The organism is Paraburkholderia sp. J69-1 (genome assembly GCF_905220255.1).
GTDB lineage: Bacteria > Pseudomonadota > Gammaproteobacteria > Burkholderiales > Burkholderiaceae > Paraburkholderia.
Genome location: NZ_CAJMZG010000014.1, coordinates 203,914 through 220,415, shown reverse-complemented (window position 1 = coordinate 220,415; position 16,502 = coordinate 203,914). Strand labels below are relative to the sequence as shown.

The window sequence follows — 16,502 nt, the reverse complement described above, 5'->3', positions numbered from 1 at the left end:
CGCGCAGGTCCGGCAGCACCCTCAGTATCGATCGCAAACATCGATAACAACGCTGCGCACGCGCAGCACCTCACGCGACAGGCCCAACATGGACGGCTTGCTGATAGGACCGGCGACACGCAGACAGGCGCTCATCGCCAGCGCCTGCGCGCTCGCGATATTGCTCACGCTCGCGCTTGCCGCGCCACGCGCACAGGACGTGCTGCCCGCCGTCGCGCCGTTCATGCCGATGTGCGCGCTCACGGTTTTCACCACCTCGGGCATCGCCGCGTTTCTGCTGGGCGCGCGCTTTGCCGCCACGCGGCTGCCGATGCTCGGCGCGCTCGGCGGCGCGTATGCGTTCACGGCGATCGCCGTCGCGCTGCAACTGTTGATGTTTCCCGGCGTCTTCACGCGCACCGGGCTGCTGGGCGCGGGCCCGCATAGCGCCGCGTGGATGTGGATCTTCTGGCACGCGGGCTTTCCGCTGCTCGTGATCGTCGCGGAACTCGTGCGCACGCGCGCCTCCGACGATGCCGTCGCGGCCACCGCCCTGAAAGCGCGCACACCGCACGGCTGGCTGCTGATCGCCGGACCGGCGGCGGTGGCCATCCTGCTCGGCCTGCTGGTCACGCAGATGGATCTCGCCGAGCCGTGGCGCGCTTCCACGGCTGCATCGATGCCGATGCAACCTGTGGGTATCGGAGCGGGTATCGGCACCAGCCTCGCAGCGAATCTCGCCGGTCTGGCGATCTGTGCGCTCAATGTCGCCGCCATCGCCGTGGTGCTGCTCAAAGGGCGTCTGCGGCTGGTACTCGATTTGTGGATCGTCGTGGCGCTGCTGGCTTCTTTCGTCGATGCCGCGCTCAACACGCTGAGCATCGAGCGCTTCACGCTGGGCTGGTACGTCGCGCGCGTGTTCAGCATGCTCGCGCCGGGCGTGCTGGTCTGCGTGCTGGTGTGGGAAGTCACGACGCTGTATCGGCAGCTTTCGGAAGCGCATGCGTCGCTCGTGCGCACGTCGGCGCGCGATGCGCTCACGCGCGTGTTCAACCGCAGCTACTTCGACATGCAATTCCGCGCGGCCTGTGCGCGCGCGGCGCAGGAGACGCTGCCGCTTTCGCTCGTGATGATCGACGTCGATCACTTCAAGCGCTACAACGACGCCTACGGGCATCTGCACGGCGATGCCTGTCTGGCCGCCGTGGCCGGTGCGCTGGCGCGCACGCTGCGGGCGGGCGACTTCGTCGCGCGTTATGGCGGCGAGGAATTCGCGCTCGTGTTGCCCGATACCGATGCGCAGAGCGCCGGCGAAATCGCCGAACGCGCCCGCGCCGCCGTGGCCGAACTGATGATTCCCGCGCCTGCCGCAACCGGGCAGATCACGGTGAGCGCGGGATGCGCCACGAGTGGCGCGGCCGTTGGTGCCGCGAGCGTGTGCATCACGCCGCACACGCTGATCGAAGCCGCCGATGCCGCGCTCTATGCGGCCAAACGCGCGGGCCGCAACCGAGTCGCGCATGCGGATGCGAGTTTGACGGCCGGCTGACCTCGGCCCGCGCCCGCTTACTCCGACACCGGCCCCGACCCCGCCGGCAGATGCGCAAGCGGATCGACCGCGTGACTGCCTTCGCGCATCTCGAACTGCAACAGCGGCTGGCGGCCGCTGCGCGCGCCCATTTCGGCGATCGCCATGCCCTGCTGCACGGTCTCGCCCTCGCGCACCAGCAGCTTGCGGTTGTTGCCATAGGCGGTGACGTAGCCATCGTCGTGTTTGACGATGATCATCAGGCCATAGGACTTGATGCCGCCGCCCGCGTAGACGACTCGCCCCGCCGCAGCCGCCTTGATCGGCGCGCCCGCCCGGCGATTTCGATGCCGCGCGAGCCGTCCGTACCGAACTCCTGCACGATCATGCCGCTGACGGGCCACACGAACCTGTCGGCCGTCGCCAGCGATCCGGACGCAGGCGCGGCAGGCGCGGCAGTCGCCGCAGCGCCCGGCGCCGGCATCGATTCGATCGGTGCGCGGGTCCAGTCCGGCGGCGCGACGCGCAACATCTGCGCGATCAGCAAAGTGGTGTTGGGCGCGAAGCCGTTCCAGCGCGCCAGGTCCTCCGTCTTGCGGCCGAAGCCGAAGGCGACGCTTTCCAGCGTGTCGCCGGGTTGCACGCAGTAGTAGCCCGCCACCGCCTTGCTGCAACCCGTCGCGAAAACCGATGCGTCCGTGCCGCCGCGTAACGCGCACCCCGACAGGACCGCGCCCACCGCCAGCACGAGCGTCCAGGCGGCGCAGCGCCATCGCAGATTCATGCTCGATCTCATTAATTCGTCATCCTGCATTTCTGATTGAGCGGAGCATTATCGAAGATGCGCATCGTCTCCTATCCTGGTATTCGGATGCGCATGCGTCCTGCACTCGCGCTAACGGGAATCAGGGCTTGAAATGCGCGGTGTCGAGCGGCTCGGCGCGGTCGGCTACCGAATCGTTCGTGTGGCTGACGTGACGCGGAGCCTGCGCGCGGTGCGCGTAGTAGGTGTTGTGATGCTTGCCGTGGTGATGCGGATGATGCGCGGGCGATTGCGCGAAGGCAGCGGCGCAGGTGAAAAAGGCAAAGCTGGCGATGATGATGCGTTTCATAGGCGTTTCGTGTTGCGAAAGGATTGAGAATGACCCGCCTTTGGGGTCGTCCCGCATAAACGCCGTCCTGGCTGCAGCGTTGACGCCGCCGCGCAAGCCCTGACAATCCTTTACAACACTGCCCAAAACCGCATCAGAACACGCCTAGAACCAGACCCGCCGCGAGTCCCGCGCCCAGTTCCTCGCAGCGCGCGAGATCGTCGGCGGCGATGGTCTTCGGCGCGAGAATGCGCTCGGGTGTCTGGGCATGCGTGCAGACGATCACACCATCGGCCACAGGCTTGAGCCGCCAGCCCGTGGCGATACGCTCGATCTGCCGCAAGGCGTTCTGCCCGTCGCTGCCCGCGCAGATCATCACCACATAGGGGCGGCCGTTCACACGATCGAGCGCCGTGTAATAGCAGCGGTCGAAAAAGTCCTTCATGAGGCCGGAAATCGCCGCGAGATTTTCGGGCGTGGCGAACAGATAGCCATCGGCGGCGAGCACATCGGCGGGCTGGGTTTCGTGGGCGCGCTGCAGGCGGATCGTCAGCTGCTGTTCGTCGGCCTGTGCGCGCGCGGCGGCGGCTGCCGCCTCGGCCATCTGCTGCGTGCCTCCAGTCATCGTGTGATAGACGATCAACAGCGTCTTCATGCGTGAAATCCGTGTCTGGGCGGCCGTGCCCCAATGGCGCGCCGCGCGCTGCGATCATACCGCGCGCACCGCTGCAAACATGCCGATGGCGATCCGCGTATCATGCGCCGATGCCTATCTATATTGCCCTGCTGCGTGCCGTGAACGTCGGTGGCACCGGCAAACTGCCCATGCCCGAATTGCGCGCGATGTGCGAAGCGCTCGGCTTCAGCAACGTGCGTACCTATATCGCCAGCGGCAACGTGGTGTTCGAAACTCGCCTCGCGGCCGCGAACGTCAGGAAGCAACTCGAGCAGCGCCTGGAAGCCTACGCGGGCAAGCCCGTGGGCGTGATGCTGCGCACCGCCGCCGAAATGGCCGCCATCCTCGCCGATAACCCGTTCGCCGATGCGCCGCCCGAGCGCACGGTGGCGATTTTCCTCGACGCCGCCCCAGACAAGCATGCGCTCGATAGCGCAAGCGGCCAGGCCACGGAACAGTGCGCGCTGGGAAAGCGCGAAATCTACGTGTATTACCCGGATGGCATCGGCAAGTCGAAGCTCAAGATCGCTGCGGCGAAAGACGGCACGGCGCGCAATATGAATACGGTCGCCACACTGGCCGACTGGGCGGCGCAATAAGACCCGGCGCGCGGCTGGCCCGCAGCAAAACTGTCACGCAACACGCCTACGATGGTGCGTTTCTTTAGTGGAGACGTGAACGATGTCGCTTCCCTATGGCTATGCGAAGGGCAAGATCGTGTCGGCGCCGCAACTCAAGTCGACGCGGCGGCCGCATGAAGTGCAATACCATCTGCACTTCGGTCTTTCGGTGGCGGGCGAGCAGTGGGACGTCGCCGTGAACGTCGGCACCACCGACGCGGACGACTTGCTCAAATACAAACTGCTGTTCGATTTCCGTCACGAGATTCTGGCAACGCTCAAGGACGCCGCCTCCGGTTCGCAGAACCTCACGGGCCAGGCCGCGTTGCCCGCCATCGACTTCCAGCGCAGCGATTTTCTCGCCAACACCGGCAAATGGCGCGACAGCGACGTGATGGACGGCTCCAGCTCCGTCGAACCGGTGGCCACGCTAGAACGACTGTTGCAGCGCGCGCAGCAGGCGGGCAACGATGTCTACGTGTTCGGCCGTTTCTATAGCGAAGGCGATGGCGTGCACGACGTCCACATGAACCAGGGTTCGAAGGGCGCGTTCATCCATCGTCCGGGCAACGACAGCAACGATCACAACGACATCTGGCAGGACGGCGCGCTGCTCGTCGATCTCGGGCAACCGCAATGGGCGCTCTATGTGGCCGCGTTCGACCAGCAATGGCTGCCGACCGACGATCTGGGCAATCCCACCGCCGATTCGCAGCCGATTTCGTGATCGACATTTAGCTTGAAGCGCGCTCGCTTCTCGAGCCTTAGCCGATCGCGGCGAGCGCGTCCTTGAGCAAGCGCACCGCGTTCGCCGATGTTTTGCCCTGGCGCGCCGGGAAAAAGCCCAGTTCTACGCCCTTGCTGTCGTCGCAGGTGAAGGCCGCGCGACACGAGGCGTGCACTTCGCTCGCGTCCACGGCCTGCACGATGCTCGCCACGTTGCCCGCCGAAACGCCACTGCCCGGCATGATGCCGATACGGCCCGCCGCCTGGCGCGCGAGTGCGCCAAGCGCTGCCAGACCGGCCTCGGCACGCGCCGAGCCGCCCGAAGTGAGGATGCGCTCGAAGCCCAGCGAAATCGCCGCTTCCAGTGCGCGCGCCGGATCGGGCACGAGATCGAATACGCGATGCAGCGTGGCGCCAAGCCCATGCGAGCGCGCGCGCAGTTCCTGCAGCAAGGCCACGTCGAGCGCGCCATCGGGCAGCGCCGCGCCGAGCACCACGCCCGCAAGTCCCGCTGCGCGCATGGCGTCGATGTCCGCCAGCATCGCGGCGGCATCGGCGGGCGTCCAGACGAACGAGGCGGCGTGCGGGCGGATCATCGCGTAGACCGGCACCGGCGCACGCGCAGCCGCGGCGATCAGGCCCGGCACCGGCGTGAGCCCGCCAAGATCGAGCGCCGAACACAATTCGATGCGATCCGCGCCGCCCGCAATGGCCGCTTGCAGGCCATCGACGCTATCGACGCAAACTTCGAGCAGAACAGTCATGGCGATACTCGCTCCGTATTCGTGGATGACGCGTGGCGCGCGAGCCACGCCGCGCCGATCAAACCGCCTTCCTCGCGATAGCGGCCCGGCACGACCAGCGGCTGTTCGCGCCGATACAGCACGCGCGCGCGCACGGCTTGATCGAGCCGCCCGATCAGCGCGCCCGCCGATGCCAGCCCGCCGCCCACCGTCACGACCGACGCACCCGTCACGTTGACGAGCGCGGCAAGCGGCTCCGCGACCAGTTCGCGCCAGACGTCGAGCGTGCGCATGGCAGCGGCGTCGCCTTGCGACCACGCGGCGAGGATCGTGCGGCTCTCGATGTTCGCGCCATGCAGATGCGCATGCAGGCGCTCGATGCCGCGCGCACCGCCAATCGTATCGACACAGCCGGTCTGGCCGCAGCCGCACGCAAAACGCGGCACGGCGATGAGCGTTCGTTCGCCTCCCGCTTCTGCGTCGACGAAACACTGCGTACTCACGATCGGCCCGTGGCCCCACTCGCCCGTCACGCCGCCCGCACCGCGTATCAAGCGGCCATCGGCGACCAGACCGCCGCCTACGCCCGTGCCCAGCACGGCGGCGAACACCACGCGATGGCCCGCGCCCGCACCGGAAACGGCTTCGGCGAGCGCGAGGCAATCGGCGTCATTGGCCGCGAACACCTCACGACCGAGCCGCGCGCGGAGTTCGCCAGCGAGCTTGCGCCCGGTGATGCAGGGAATATTGGCGGAGAGCGCCTTGCCGTCGAGCGGATCGATCAGCCCGGCGATGGAGAGCGCGAGCGGCGCGCGCTGCGGTTCGGTGTCGAGATGCGCATGCGCTGCGAGCATCGACGCGAGCGTGTCGGCAAACTGCGGCCAGTCGTGCGCGGGCGTCGGCTGCTTCGCGAGCAGCGTGAGCGTGCCGTCGGGCGCGTGGGCCGCGAGGCGCATGAACGAGCCGCCGATATCGGCGGTATAGAGCGAGGTGGAAAGGGAAGCGGAAAATACGGGCATCGGTGCGCTCACATTCGCAGAGTGTCGCCAATGCGCCCGTCAAAACACGCGCGCCGCCGGGAATACTCCTGGCGGCGCTGAGGGGCACACGCGTGCCCGCTACTTTACGCGGCTTTTTGCGCTGCTACGCGCTCACGCCGTCACGCGAGGCGCACATTGCGCAACCACCGTGCGAATACAGCCGATCGCATGGTCGACATCCTGCGTCGTGGTGTAACGGCCGAGGCTGAAACGCAGCGTGCGGCTGGCGGCATCGGCGTTCAAGCCGATTGCGCTGAGCACATGCGAGGGCGCGCCCGAAGCCGAATTGCACGCGGAAGTCGACGACACCGCCAGATCGGCGGCCAGCATGAACGGGAAGAAGCCGTTCGAGCCGATCGTCAGGCTCAGCGTGTGCGGAATACGGCGGGCGTTGCGCGCGTTCTGCGTGACGATGTCCAAGTCGTGCAGACCATCGAGCAGTTGCTGCGCGAGGCCGGCGATACGCTGCGTATCGGCGTCCATCTGTTCCGACGCCAGCGCGCAGGCCACCCCCATGCCGACGATCTGATGCGTCGCCAGCGTGCCCGAGCGCAGCCCGCGCTCGTGGCCGCCGCCGTGCATCTGCGGCGCAATGCGCGCGGCCGCTTCACGGCTCACGTACAGTGCGCCGATGCCCTTGGGCCCATAGACCTTGTGCGCCGACATCGACAGCAGATCGATGCCCATCGCCTTCACGTCGATCGGCGTCTTGCCGAGTGCCTGCGCCGCATCCACGTGCAGCAGCGCGCCCGCTTCGTGCACGAGCGGCGCAATCGCGGCGATATCCGTCAGCGTGCCGATCTCGTTGTTCACGAGCATCAGCGAAACCAGGCCGGTGTCGGCGCGCAAGGCTGCTTTCACGGCTTGCACGCCGATGTTGCCGCTGGCATCCGGGAGCACGTAGCTGACCGTCATGCCGCGCTGTTCGAGGCTCGCCATGGTGTCGAGAATCGCCTTGTGTTCGAGGCAGCTCGTGACCAGATGGCGGCGCGCGGCGGTTTCTGCAAAACCCTTGAGGGCGAGATTGTTCGACTCGGTCGCGCCCGAGGTCCAGACGATTTCATCGGCCGATGCACCGATCAGCGCGGCCACCTGCGCACGCGCCTTCTCCACGAGACCGCGTGCCTTCACGCCCGCGGCGTGCGAACTGGAGGCCGGATTGCCGAACGCGCCGTCCATGCCGAGGCATTCGCACATGGCCGCGATCACGCGCGGGTCGGCCGGCGTCGTGGCCGCGTAGTCGAAGTAATGCAGTGTGTCGCCCATTCTGTTTCTTGTCCGATTGCGTCTGGAATGGGGACCTATGCTACGCGGCAGGCCGGAGAAAGTGGTTCCAAATTAGGCGCCGCCTTTCCGGCTTCGAAGAATAATTTTCTCTTTGCCGCGCAGGTGCGGAAAAACGGCTGCTGGAGCGAGGCCGTCAAGGCGTCGCGCTCTGCTGGATGGCATCGCCCAGATGTTCGGTATGCATTTCGTTCAGACGCGAAAGCAGAATGCCGTAGCCCGTGAGGTGACCCAGATACACGCTGGTGTAGACGCCCGATGCGGGCAGCGCGTCCACCAGCGCATGCAGCGCGGACATCGGCAAAGGCCGCATCATCAGTTCCGGCCGCTCGACGCGCAGATCGGCCACTTGCGCAAGTTGCCGATGCGCTTCGACGAGCCGCGCGAGCCCCTGGCGAAAGTCGTCTTTCCATTGCGTATTGAGCGTTTCGAATTGCGCGTTGAAGGTGTCGAAAGTCTCCAGGAAGTTGACCACCGAATCGAACAGTTCGTGATAACACCAGAACAACGGCTCGCGCACGCGATTGCGTTCGAGATGCGGCGACACCCACGACTGCGCGAGATCGGCCTTGAGAAGATCGTGCGCTTCTTTCAGATTGCTGCTCGCTTTACGCAGCGCGGCGGTCGAGGCGCGCAACTGCGCATGATCGAGCGTGCCGCTGGCGATATCGTCGAGTAGTTTGAGCGCGCGTTCATTGCCTTCGTTGACGAGCGTGTTGGCCCAATAACCATGATCGGGCGGAAACACGAGTTGCTGGATCACGAAACCGAGCAGCATGCCCAGCACCACGCCGATCAATCGTTGTTCGAGCAACGGAATATGTTCGCCGGTGTAGAGCACGAGTGTCATCGGCACGGTGATGCTGGTCATCTGGAACACCGAAGGCTTGATGCGCACGATCGTAAAGATCACCAGCGGCAGCAGCAGAACGCCCAGCCAGAGATGCGGCGCAGTGAGCCAGATCAGCAATGTGCCGATTGGCATGGCGACCAGATTCGACGTCACGCGCTTATAGAAATAGCCGCGCGCCGCCGAAATGGAACTGCCGAGCGCGAGCGTCAGCATGGTCGAGCCGGCGAGCGCGACGGCCGCATCGGGATAACCGTAGTGATAGGGAATCGCGAAGCCAATCCACATGCCGAGTGTGAGCTTGGTGTACTTCGCCATTTCCGAAAGCGAGAAGCGCGCGAGCGCGCGACGAAATGGCGTGAGCGGTTTATGAACGTATGAGTTGGGCGTCATGGCGGCGGTTGGCTTAAAGCCAGTCAATGCAGGTCGAAGCAGGATCCATTCAGCAGGCACGCGCAGCAACGCGGCCGCTTTGAAGCCAAGATGCTAAACGAGCTTGAAGGAATATTGGGGCGTCGCGCGCAGGCCTTGAACGCAGTTGCGAATCAGTGCCATTTTCCGCCTCAAACCGTTAGCGATCTGCAAGGACACTGTTTGCATCGCAACATGGCTTTTCCTTTAAATCGTCTGACGATTTCGAATTAAATCCTTTTAAATCAGCGTTTTCCCGCATCGGCGTACCTTGCGATTTATTTTCAATTTCTTTCGGATTTTGATCCCGTACCGTCATGCCAGCCAGATGACGTTCGCAATGCGAACCTCTTTTGCTTAGCTCTTTCTGTTGGGGTAGGCCCATGACGATAACAACCAGCGTCTCCATCTGTCTGCCCACGTGCAATCGGCCGGATCTGCTGATTCAGTGCATCGAATCGTGCCTGGCGCAGACGCATACGAACATCGAGATCGTGATCGGCGACGATTCGCCCGATACTTCCACCGCGAGACTGATCGCGCAGCACTATGGACACGATCCTCGCGTGCTGTACCGGCGCAACGTGCCCGCGCTGGGTCAGGCGCGCAATGTCGCGAGTCTCTTTGCGCGCGCCAGCGGCGACAAGATCCTGCTGATTCACGACGACGACTTTCTGCTCGAACACGCGATCGCGCGCTTGCTCGAGCAATGGACGCGGCATCCCGACATCGACGTCGCCTTTGGCAATCAATATGAAGCCGATGCTCAAGGGCGTATAGATGTCCCGGCGAGCCGGCGCATGAACGAGGCTTATCACCGCACGCCTGCTGCGGCCGGTGTGCAACGCCTCGCGGGACGCACGGGCATCGTGCAGATGTTTCCGAACAACGGCTGGCTGGCCGATGCCGCGCTGGTGAAACGCATCGGCTATGACGTGCCTGCGAATACGCAACTGGAGGTGTGCTGCGATTTCGTTTTCGGCGTGCGTTTATGTCTGTCCGCGCGTGCGGTCTGTTATGTCGACGATTATGTTTCCTGCTATCGCAAGACCGGGTATTCGGTTTCGCAGGCGACGCGCCACACGCCAAGCGCCGCGTCGATGGCCGCGTGGCATTTTCTGAAAAGCCTCGCCTTGCCGCCCGAACTCGAACCGGCTCGCCGCCTCGCGCTGCGCAGGCTCGTGCCGATTGTGGTGTCGCTGCATGCCCGCAATCGCCAGGGCCGCGCCGGGCTCAGTCTCGCGCTGACGCATCTCTATGCATATCGATTCGGGCTGAGCCTGCGGCTCTACTATCACCTGCTGATGATCTGGAAGAACGCGTGGCTTGCCAAAGCGCCCACGCCGGCGCAGCTATTCGAGAGCGACGATCAGGTCGTGGACGTGACGCGCACGCGCATTCCGTGACGCGTGTGCGGGGGTATCGGCATGGCGGTAGAGAAGGAAAGCCCGCGCTTATCCCGCTTAAGCGCAGCGTTTTTTCAATCCCGCTAGTATGTCAATCCGATGTCTTTGATGCGGCCCCGCCGCGCCCTTACCCTGGATCAGGAGCTCGATAAATGTCTTTTCGCATGACGATGTTGGCGGCCGCCGTGATAGCCGCAGGTGTAGCCAGCGCAAGCGCCCAGGCGCAAGTCGCGGGCGCGCAGCCCCTGAGCGTGACGGTCGAGCAATCGCAGGCCTTGCTGGAAGGCTGGAGCGTGAAAAAAAGTGTGCTCGGCAAGACGGTCTATAACGACGAGAACGCGAAAGTCGGCACGGTGCGCGACCTGATCGTCGCGCCGGACGGCTCGGTGTCGGCGGCCATCGTCTCGGCGGGTGGTTTCCTCGGCGTGGGCGTGCATGATGTGGCGGTGCCCATCGCCTCGCTCGAAGTGCGCAGCGGCAATCTCTATCTGCCGGGCGCGACCAAGGATGCGCTCAAGGCCACGCCGGCATTCCAGTACGCGAAGATCGAATCGCCGCCCAAGCCCAAGCGCGTGGACGCCAGCGCCAAGGCTGCGCAATAAGCCGGTCCGGCATATTTGCAGCCTGTTTTAAGCGTGTTTTAACGCGAAGCGTCCGTGGCGGCGCTTCGCGTTTCACCTCAGCCCGCCGCCATCCCCGCCTCGCGCAATTCGATTCCCGTCCACGTTCCGCTCGCGCGTAATTCCTCGATCAGTTCGCAGATCGTGCGCCGCACGGCCAGCGACGCCGAACTCACCGGCAAGGCATTCGGCCAGCAGATGCTCGCCGGGCGCCGGATCATCGGATCGACAATGCGGCGCATCTTTGGCCGCTCCGTGCTCGCACGCAATGCCAGCGCCGAAGCAGGCAGGATCGTGCTCGCCGCGCCCGATTGTGCCGCCGAGAGCAGCATCGGCAACGAGTCGATATCGGCGATGATGTTCAGCGGCACCTGTTCGCGCGCAAACGTGCGCTCGATCAGCAGGCGCAGGCCGTTCGCCACGCCCGGCGCCACCAGCGGCACATCCGCGAGCGAGGCCAGCGTGCAGGTGCGCGCACGCGCCGGCACGCCGGGTTCGCCCATGACATACAGTTCTTCGTCGAGCACCGGCAAGGCCGAGATGCCGGGCGTAGGCGTGTCGCGAAAGAGAATGGCCAGATCGAGGCGGCCATTGGCGAGCAGTTCGTTCAGATAGCCGCTCATGCTTTCGAAGAACTGCAGACGGATGCCCGGAAAACGCTCGCGCACGCGTTCGAACACCGGCATCGCCAGCACGGACGCCATCGTCGTCGGCAAGCCGATGGCGACCGTGCCCGATTCCGCGCCCGCGCCTTCGCGCACTTCCTGGCGCAACTGTTCCATCTGATGCAGCACGAGCCGCGCGTGCCGGTAGAGCGCCTGCCCGGACGCCGTGGGCTTCACGCCTTGCGGGCTGCGTATGAGCAGCGGCACGCCCAGATCGTCTTCCAGCTTCGCGATCTGCTGGCTCAGCGATGGCTGCGCCACAAAGAGTTTTTCCGCGGCTTTGCCCAAACTGCCGTAATCGACGATGTTGACGAAATAGCGAAGTTGACGAACGTCCATGGTTACGGCCCTCGATGCGAGGGCCATAGGATACCCCTATGACCGGCACATTCAATGCGTATTTCCTTGGCGCGCGGCATTGGCCTACAGTCGTCGGATGACGTCCGATCACGACTGCGATGCGCCAGCGGTAACGGCGCGGGAGACAGCAATGCACGACGAACACGCGACGCTCGAAGCCGTGCGCGACACCATTTCCCTTGCGCCCGCCGCTGCGCTGGCCGCCACGCTCGATTGTGCGAGCGCGCCGCGCGAAGGCGACGCGCTGCCGCCCATCTGGCATTGGCTTTACTTCTGGTCCACCGCGCCGCAAGCCGAACTCGGTCCCGACGGTCACGCGCAAAAAGGCGGCTTCCTGCCCGATCTGGGCCTGCCGCGCCGCATGGCCGCAGGCGGGCGTATCACATTCGACGCGCCGTTGATCGTCGGCACGCAGGCCGAGCGCGTGTCGCGCGTGCTTTCCACCGAGCACAAGACCGGCCGCAGCGGGCGTCTCGCTTTCGTGAGCGTCGAACATGCGATCAAGGCCGACGGCGTCACGTTGATTCGCGAAGAGCAGGACATCGTTTATCGCGAAGCGGCGCAGCCTGGGCAAGCGGCCCTGCCGCCGCCGCTCGCCGCACCTTCCGATGCCGGCTGGCAACGCGAAATCGCGCCCAACGAAGTCCTGCTGTTCCGCTATTCGGCGCTCACTTTCAACGGCCATCGCATTCATTACGACCGCGATTACGCGCGCAATACGGAAGGCTATCCCGACCTCGTCGTGCACGGGCCGCTGATCGCCACCTTGCTGCTCGATTCGCTGACGCGCGCAATGCCTGACGCCGTCGTGCGCGAATACCGTTTCAAGGCGGTGCGGCCGACCTTCCTCGGCCATCGCTTCACGGTCAGCGGACGCCGCGCCGCGGACGGCCGGCACATCGACCTCTGGGCGCAGGACCACGAAGGCTGGCTGACGATGTCGGCACAGGCCGTGCTGGCCTGAACGCCGCTCCTGTTCATCGAATCAAAAACCGATATGACCGAGACAAGCGATCAATACCAGGACATTCGCGACGCCGTGCGCGCGCTCTGCAGCCAGTTTCCGGACGAATACTTCCGCAAGATCGACGAGGCGCGCGGCTATCCCGAAGCGTTCGTCGATGCGCTCACGCAGGCGGGCTGGCTCGCCGCACTGATTCCGCAGGAATACGGCGGTTCGGGCCTCGGGCTCACGGAAGCCTCGGTCATCATGGAGGAAATCAATCGTAGCGGCGGCAATTCGGGCGCGTGCCACGGCCAGATGTACAACATGGGCACGCTGCTGCGTCACGGCTCGGCGGAGCAAAAGCGCCGCTATCTGCCGAAGATCGCCAGCGGCGAATTGCGCCTGCAGTCGATGGGCGTGACCGAGCCGACCACCGGCACCGATACCACGAAGATCAAGACCACCGCCGTGCGGCGCGGCGACCGTTATGTGATCAACGGCCAGAAGGTGTGGATCTCGCGCGTGCAGCATTCGGACCTGATGATCCTGCTCGCGCGCACCACGCCGCTCGCCGACGTGACGAAGAAAAGCGAAGGCATGTCGATCTTTATCGTCGATCTGCGCGACGCCATCGGCCAGGGTCTCACCGTGCAGCCGATTCCCAACATGGTCAATCACGAGACCAACGAACTGTTCTTCGATAATCTCGACATTCCCGCCGACAACCTGATCGGCGAAGAAGGTAAAGGCTTCAAATACATACTCGATGGCCTGAACGCCGAGCGCACGCTGATCGCCGCAGAATGTATCGGCGATGGCTACTGGTTTATCGATCGTGTCACGAAATATGTTAAGGATCGCCAGGTATTTGGGCGTCCCATTGGGCAAAATCAGGGCGTGCAGTTTCCCATCGCGCGGGCCTATGTCAATGTGGAAGCGGCCAATCTGATGCGCTTCGAAGCCGCGCGCCGCTTCGATGCCCACGAGCCTTGCGGTGCGCAGGCCAATATGGCGAAGCTGCTCGCCGCCGACGCTTCCTGGGAAGCCGCCAACGCTTGCCTGCAATTTCACGGCGGCTTTGGCTTTGCCTGCGAATACGACGTCGAACGCAAATTCCGCGAAACGCGCCTGTATCAGGTCGCGCCGATCTCGACCAATCTGATTCTCTCGTACGTGGCCGAACACGTGCTCGGCTTGCCGCGCTCGTTCTGACGCGGCCCCGACCGACTCCAGGAGATTGCCATGCGCCCTCTCGAAGGTATCAAGGTCGTCACGTTCGAACATGCGATCGCGGCGCCGTTTTGCACGCGTCAACTCGCCGATCTGGGCGCGCGCGTCATCAAGATCGAGCGTCCCGGCGCGGGCGATTTCGCGCGCGGTTACGACGAACGCGTGCGCGGCCTGGCTTCACATTTCGTCTGGACCAATCGTTCGAAAGAAAGTCTCACGCTCGACGTCAAACATGCCGAAGCGATGCAGATCGTGCACCGCCTGCTCGCCGACGCCGACGTGTTCGTGCAGAACCTCGCGCCTGGCGCCACGCAGCGTCTGGGCCTCGACTACGACACATTGAGCGGGCGCCATGAACGCCTGATCGTCTGCGACATTTCGGGCTACGGCAGCGACGGCCCGTATCGCGACAAGAAAGCCTATGACCTGCTGATCCAGAGCGAATCGGGCTTCCTGAGCGTCACAGGCGCAGGCGACGAACCGGCCAAGGCCGGCTGCTCGATCGCAGATATTTCGGCCGGCATGCACGCGTATTCCAGCATTCTTGCGGCGCTGATCGAGCGCGGCAAAACCGGGCGCGGCCGCCGTATCGACGTATCGATGCTCGAAAGCATGGTCGAGTGGATGAGCTTCCCGCTCTATTACGCGATCGACGGGCAAACGCCGCCGCAACGCAACGGCGCGGCGCACGCGACGATCTATCCTTATGGTCCGTTCAAGGCCGGCGACGGCAAGTCCGTCATGCTGGGCCTGCAAAACGAGCGCGAGTGGAAGCAGTTCTGCGAGGCCGTCTTGCGCCAGCCCGAACTCGCGAACGATGCGCGATTCAACACCAATAGCCGGCGCGTCGAACAGCGTGCGCAACTCGGCACGCTGATTGCCGATGCGTTTTCGCGCCTCACTGCGCAGGATGTAATAGAAAGGCTGGAGAACGCGAAGATCGCCAATGCGCATATCAACGATATGCAGGGCGTGTGGACGCACGAACAGCTTGCAGCACGCGAACGCTGGACGCGCGTGAATACGCCCGCCGGGGACATTCCCGCCTTGATCCCACCCGGCATGACGCCCGCCGACAATCCACGCATGGACCCCGTGCCCGCCCTGGGCGAACACACCGACGCGATTCTCGACGAACTCGGCTACAGCGCATCGCAAGTTCAAGCGCTACGCGCAGCAGGCGCGATCTAGGCCGATGCCTGTAGTTGCGCCTGCAGCACTTCCACGAAATGCCGCGCCAGCAACGAGGGCGCGGTTTGCGCGGAAGCCGCCATGCTCACCGTCATGCCGATGGCGGGCACGAATGGCTTGATCAGCACTTTCCCCGCAAACGTGCCGGCAACAAATGGCGTGACCACGCCGATACCGTTGCCGCTCGCCACCATCGCACACACCGTAATCGACGATGTGGTTTCGATGGCGAAAACCGCTTCTATATGGTTTTCCAGCAACATCGCTTTCAGGGCGATCGTCAGATTATCGGTACTGCTCAGCGATATCAATCGCTCGCCTCCCAGCATGCCGATATCGACCGACGCTTCATTCATGAGGCGATGACCATGTGGCAGCACGCACACGGCAGGCAATGTCTTCAGGCATACCGATTCGAAATCGCCATCCACAAGCGTGCCGGTCGTGAGAATGAAATCGAACAATTCCTGACGCAGCAGATCCACCAGTTGCGGCGTGGCATCCGTGTGGACGATCAGCCTGGCATCGGGAAAGCGCTCGCGAAAGACTTCGACGACACCCGGCAATACACCTAATGCAAGCGCAGGCGTGCAGCCGATACGCAGCGTGCCCGTGCCTGAGCGGCGCAGCATCGCCACCACCGTCTCGATCTGTTCGAGTCCTTCGAAATGCTTCTGGATGGTGCGATAGAGCAGTACGCCTTCACGCGTGGGCCGCAAACGGCCCTGACGCTTTTCCAGCAGTTTGAGCCCGGAGAAGTTCTGCAATTCGGCCAGCCGTCGGCTGATGGACGGCTGCGTCGTGTTGAGCATCGCCGCCGCGCCTGTGGTCGTGCCCATCTGCATGACCGCACGAAACGCCTGAAGCTGCGGGAAATTGAGCGGTCTGGTCATAAAGGCGCGGCGTGTATATCGAAACTGAATAGCTCCCGGATAAAGAAGAATTGTACCTATTCGAGATGCATGGCTAGCATGCTCAATCGAGTCGAATTGTTATTTTTATTTTCAATGACGATAGAAAACAGAAGGCTTTGTTACGTGTATTTCATATCGATGACCCAATCTGGCGCACGCGCATTCAGCGCTTCGCCCGCGCCGTCAGACCCGGCATGACTATCTATCGCTTATTAACAGTTC

18 protein-coding genes and 1 pseudogene are annotated in these 16,502 nt (G+C 64.0%); 8 read left to right on the top strand and 11 right to left on the bottom strand.

Going from position 1 to position 16,502, the window contains the following annotated elements; genetic code table 11:
* The first annotated feature begins 88 nt into the window (after nucleotides 1–88).
* Nucleotides 89–1,528: a sensor domain-containing diguanylate cyclase gene (locus tag U5A67_RS25210; protein WP_321816288.1), complete on the top strand. Its 1,440-nt coding sequence runs from the start codon at nucleotides 89–91 to the stop codon at nucleotides 1,526–1,528.
* Nucleotides 1,529–1,545: 17 nt separating this feature from the next.
* Here U5A67_RS25210 and U5A67_RS25205 read toward each other — a convergent pair whose 3' ends face one another.
* The 4 genes from U5A67_RS25205 to U5A67_RS25190 form a co-directional block, all read right to left on the bottom strand.
* A complete protein-coding gene (locus tag U5A67_RS25205; RefSeq protein WP_321959748.1) occupies nucleotides 1,546–1,785 on the bottom strand; it encodes a M23 family metallopeptidase in 240 nt (79 codons plus the stop codon).
* Nucleotides 1,767–2,291 carry a LysM domain-containing protein gene (locus U5A67_RS25200; RefSeq protein ID WP_321816289.1) on the bottom strand — a complete coding sequence of 175 codons (525 nt, stop codon included), beginning with the start codon at nucleotides 2,289–2,291 and terminating at the stop codon, nucleotides 1,767–1,769. The genes U5A67_RS25205 and U5A67_RS25200 overlap by 19 nt, the downstream gene beginning before the upstream one ends.
* A 121-nt stretch (nucleotides 2,292–2,412) precedes the next feature.
* Nucleotides 2,413–2,619 (bottom strand): hypothetical protein, encoded by a 207-nt coding sequence (locus U5A67_RS25195; RefSeq protein WP_321816290.1) that lies wholly within the window; start codon nucleotides 2,617–2,619, stop codon nucleotides 2,413–2,415.
* A gap of 133 nt (nucleotides 2,620–2,752) precedes the next feature.
* On the bottom strand, nucleotides 2,753–3,253 hold the full coding sequence (locus U5A67_RS25190) for a flavodoxin family protein (RefSeq protein WP_321816291.1): 501 nt from the start codon (nucleotides 3,251–3,253) through the stop codon (nucleotides 2,753–2,755).
* 110 nt (nucleotides 3,254–3,363) lie between these two features.
* Here U5A67_RS25190 and U5A67_RS25185 point away from each other — a divergent pair, with 110 nt between their 5' ends.
* Nucleotides 3,364–3,873 (top strand): DUF1697 domain-containing protein, encoded by a 510-nt coding sequence (locus U5A67_RS25185; RefSeq protein ID WP_321816292.1) that lies wholly within the window; start codon nucleotides 3,364–3,366, stop codon nucleotides 3,871–3,873.
* Nucleotides 3,874–3,955: 82 nt separating this feature from the next.
* On the top strand, nucleotides 3,956–4,621 hold the full coding sequence (locus tag U5A67_RS25180) for a DUF2278 family protein (RefSeq protein ID WP_321816293.1): 666 nt from the start codon (nucleotides 3,956–3,958) through the stop codon (nucleotides 4,619–4,621).
* A gap of 37 nt (nucleotides 4,622–4,658) precedes the next feature.
* Here the strand turns inward: U5A67_RS25180 and U5A67_RS25175 are convergent, their stop codons facing one another.
* The 5 genes and pseudogenes from U5A67_RS25175 to U5A67_RS25155 all read right to left on the bottom strand — a co-directional run bounded on the left by U5A67_RS25175 (nucleotide 4,659) and on the right by U5A67_RS25155 (nucleotide 9,357).
* Complete coding sequence (locus U5A67_RS25175; RefSeq protein WP_321816294.1) at nucleotides 4,659–5,384, bottom strand: copper homeostasis protein CutC; 726 nt, start codon at nucleotides 5,382–5,384, stop codon at nucleotides 4,659–4,661.
* A complete protein-coding gene (locus U5A67_RS25170; RefSeq protein ID WP_321816295.1) occupies nucleotides 5,381–6,382 on the bottom strand; it encodes an ROK family protein in 1,002 nt (333 codons plus the stop codon). The genes U5A67_RS25175 and U5A67_RS25170 overlap by 4 nt, the downstream gene beginning before the upstream one ends.
* 153 nt (nucleotides 6,383–6,535) lie before the next feature.
* Nucleotides 6,536–7,669, bottom strand: a pseudogene (locus tag U5A67_RS25165) (cysteine desulfurase family protein); the annotation flags it as partial.
* Nucleotides 7,670–7,823: 154 nt separating this feature from the next.
* A complete protein-coding gene (locus U5A67_RS25160; RefSeq protein ID WP_321816296.1) occupies nucleotides 7,824–8,930 on the bottom strand; it encodes an FUSC family protein in 1,107 nt (368 codons plus the stop codon).
* Nucleotides 8,931–9,108: 178 nt separating this feature from the next.
* Nucleotides 9,109–9,357, bottom strand: coding sequence for a hypothetical protein (locus U5A67_RS25155; protein ID WP_321816297.1), 249 nt, complete (start codon nucleotides 9,355–9,357; stop codon nucleotides 9,109–9,111).
* Here U5A67_RS25155 and U5A67_RS25150 point away from each other — a divergent pair.
* Nucleotides 9,332–10,354 (top strand): glycosyltransferase family 2 protein, encoded by a 1,023-nt coding sequence (locus U5A67_RS25150; protein ID WP_321816298.1) that lies wholly within the window; start codon nucleotides 9,332–9,334, stop codon nucleotides 10,352–10,354. The two genes, U5A67_RS25155 and U5A67_RS25150, sit on opposite strands and share 26 nt — an antisense overlap.
* Nucleotides 10,355–10,506: 152 nt before the next feature.
* A complete protein-coding gene (locus U5A67_RS25145) occupies nucleotides 10,507–10,956 on the top strand; it encodes a PRC-barrel domain-containing protein (RefSeq protein WP_321816299.1) in 450 nt (149 codons plus the stop codon).
* A 77-nt stretch (nucleotides 10,957–11,033) separates the two neighbouring features.
* On the opposite strand, the gene U5A67_RS25140 is transcribed toward U5A67_RS25145, so the two are convergent.
* Nucleotides 11,034–11,978, bottom strand: coding sequence for a LysR substrate-binding domain-containing protein (locus U5A67_RS25140; protein ID WP_321816300.1), 945 nt, complete (start codon nucleotides 11,976–11,978; stop codon nucleotides 11,034–11,036).
* Nucleotides 11,979–12,129: 151 nt separating this feature from the next.
* On the opposite strand from U5A67_RS25140, the gene U5A67_RS25135 reads away from it, so the two are divergent.
* From U5A67_RS25135 to U5A67_RS25125, 3 genes are read left to right on the top strand one after another with little or no spacing between them, the layout of a single operon-like run.
* Nucleotides 12,130–12,963 (top strand): acyl-CoA dehydrogenase, encoded by an 834-nt coding sequence (locus tag U5A67_RS25135; RefSeq protein ID WP_321816301.1) that lies wholly within the window; start codon nucleotides 12,130–12,132, stop codon nucleotides 12,961–12,963.
* 33 nt (nucleotides 12,964–12,996) lie between these two features.
* Nucleotides 12,997–14,157: an acyl-CoA dehydrogenase family protein gene (locus tag U5A67_RS25130; protein WP_321816302.1), complete on the top strand. Its 1,161-nt coding sequence runs from the start codon at nucleotides 12,997–12,999 to the stop codon at nucleotides 14,155–14,157.
* Between the two features lie 30 nt (nucleotides 14,158–14,187).
* Nucleotides 14,188–15,366, top strand: coding sequence for a CaiB/BaiF CoA-transferase family protein (locus U5A67_RS25125; RefSeq protein ID WP_321816303.1), 1,179 nt, complete (start codon nucleotides 14,188–14,190; stop codon nucleotides 15,364–15,366).
* On the opposite strand, the gene U5A67_RS25120 is transcribed toward U5A67_RS25125, so the two are convergent.
* Complete coding sequence (locus U5A67_RS25120; RefSeq protein ID WP_205985148.1) at nucleotides 15,363–16,259, bottom strand: LysR substrate-binding domain-containing protein; 897 nt, start codon at nucleotides 16,257–16,259, stop codon at nucleotides 15,363–15,365. The two genes, U5A67_RS25125 and U5A67_RS25120, sit on opposite strands and share 4 nt — an antisense overlap.
* Nucleotides 16,260–16,502 lie beyond the last annotated feature (243 nt).

Coding starts and splice junctions, on each gene's coding strand:
- U5A67_RS25160 (WP_321816296.1), bottom strand. CDS start 8,930: ATGACGCCCAACTCATACGTTCATAAACCGCTCACGCCATTTCGTCGC.
- U5A67_RS25120 (WP_205985148.1), bottom strand. CDS start 16,259: ATGACCAGACCGCTCAATTTCCCGCAGCTTCAGGCGTTTCGTGCGGTC.
- U5A67_RS25170 (WP_321816295.1), bottom strand. CDS start 6,382: ATGCCCGTATTTTCCGCTTCCCTTTCCACCTCGCTCTATACCGCCGAT.
- U5A67_RS25190 (WP_321816291.1), bottom strand. CDS start 3,253: ATGAAGACGCTGTTGATCGTCTATCACACGATGACTGGAGGCACGCAG.
- U5A67_RS25180 (WP_321816293.1), top strand. CDS start 3,956: ATGTCGCTTCCCTATGGCTATGCGAAGGGCAAGATCGTGTCGGCGCCG.
- U5A67_RS25130 (WP_321816302.1), top strand. CDS start 12,997: ATGACCGAGACAAGCGATCAATACCAGGACATTCGCGACGCCGTGCGC.
- U5A67_RS25200 (WP_321816289.1), bottom strand. CDS start 2,291: ATGAATCTGCGATGGCGCTGCGCCGCCTGGACGCTCGTGCTGGCGGTG.
- U5A67_RS25150 (WP_321816298.1), top strand. CDS start 9,332: ATGACGATAACAACCAGCGTCTCCATCTGTCTGCCCACGTGCAATCGG.
- U5A67_RS25210 (WP_321816288.1), top strand. CDS start 89: ATGGACGGCTTGCTGATAGGACCGGCGACACGCAGACAGGCGCTCATC.
- U5A67_RS25185 (WP_321816292.1), top strand. CDS start 3,364: ATGCCTATCTATATTGCCCTGCTGCGTGCCGTGAACGTCGGTGGCACC.
- U5A67_RS25140 (WP_321816300.1), bottom strand. CDS start 11,978: ATGGACGTTCGTCAACTTCGCTATTTCGTCAACATCGTCGATTACGGC.
- U5A67_RS25155 (WP_321816297.1), bottom strand. CDS start 9,357: ATGGAGACGCTGGTTGTTATCGTCATGGGCCTACCCCAACAGAAAGAG.
- U5A67_RS25195 (WP_321816290.1), bottom strand. CDS start 2,619: ATGAAACGCATCATCATCGCCAGCTTTGCCTTTTTCACCTGCGCCGCT.
- U5A67_RS25145 (WP_321816299.1), top strand. CDS start 10,507: ATGTCTTTTCGCATGACGATGTTGGCGGCCGCCGTGATAGCCGCAGGT.
- U5A67_RS25125 (WP_321816303.1), top strand. CDS start 14,188: ATGCGCCCTCTCGAAGGTATCAAGGTCGTCACGTTCGAACATGCGATC.
- U5A67_RS25135 (WP_321816301.1), top strand. CDS start 12,130: ATGCACGACGAACACGCGACGCTCGAAGCCGTGCGCGACACCATTTCC.
- U5A67_RS25175 (WP_321816294.1), bottom strand. CDS start 5,384: ATGACTGTTCTGCTCGAAGTTTGCGTCGATAGCGTCGATGGCCTGCAA.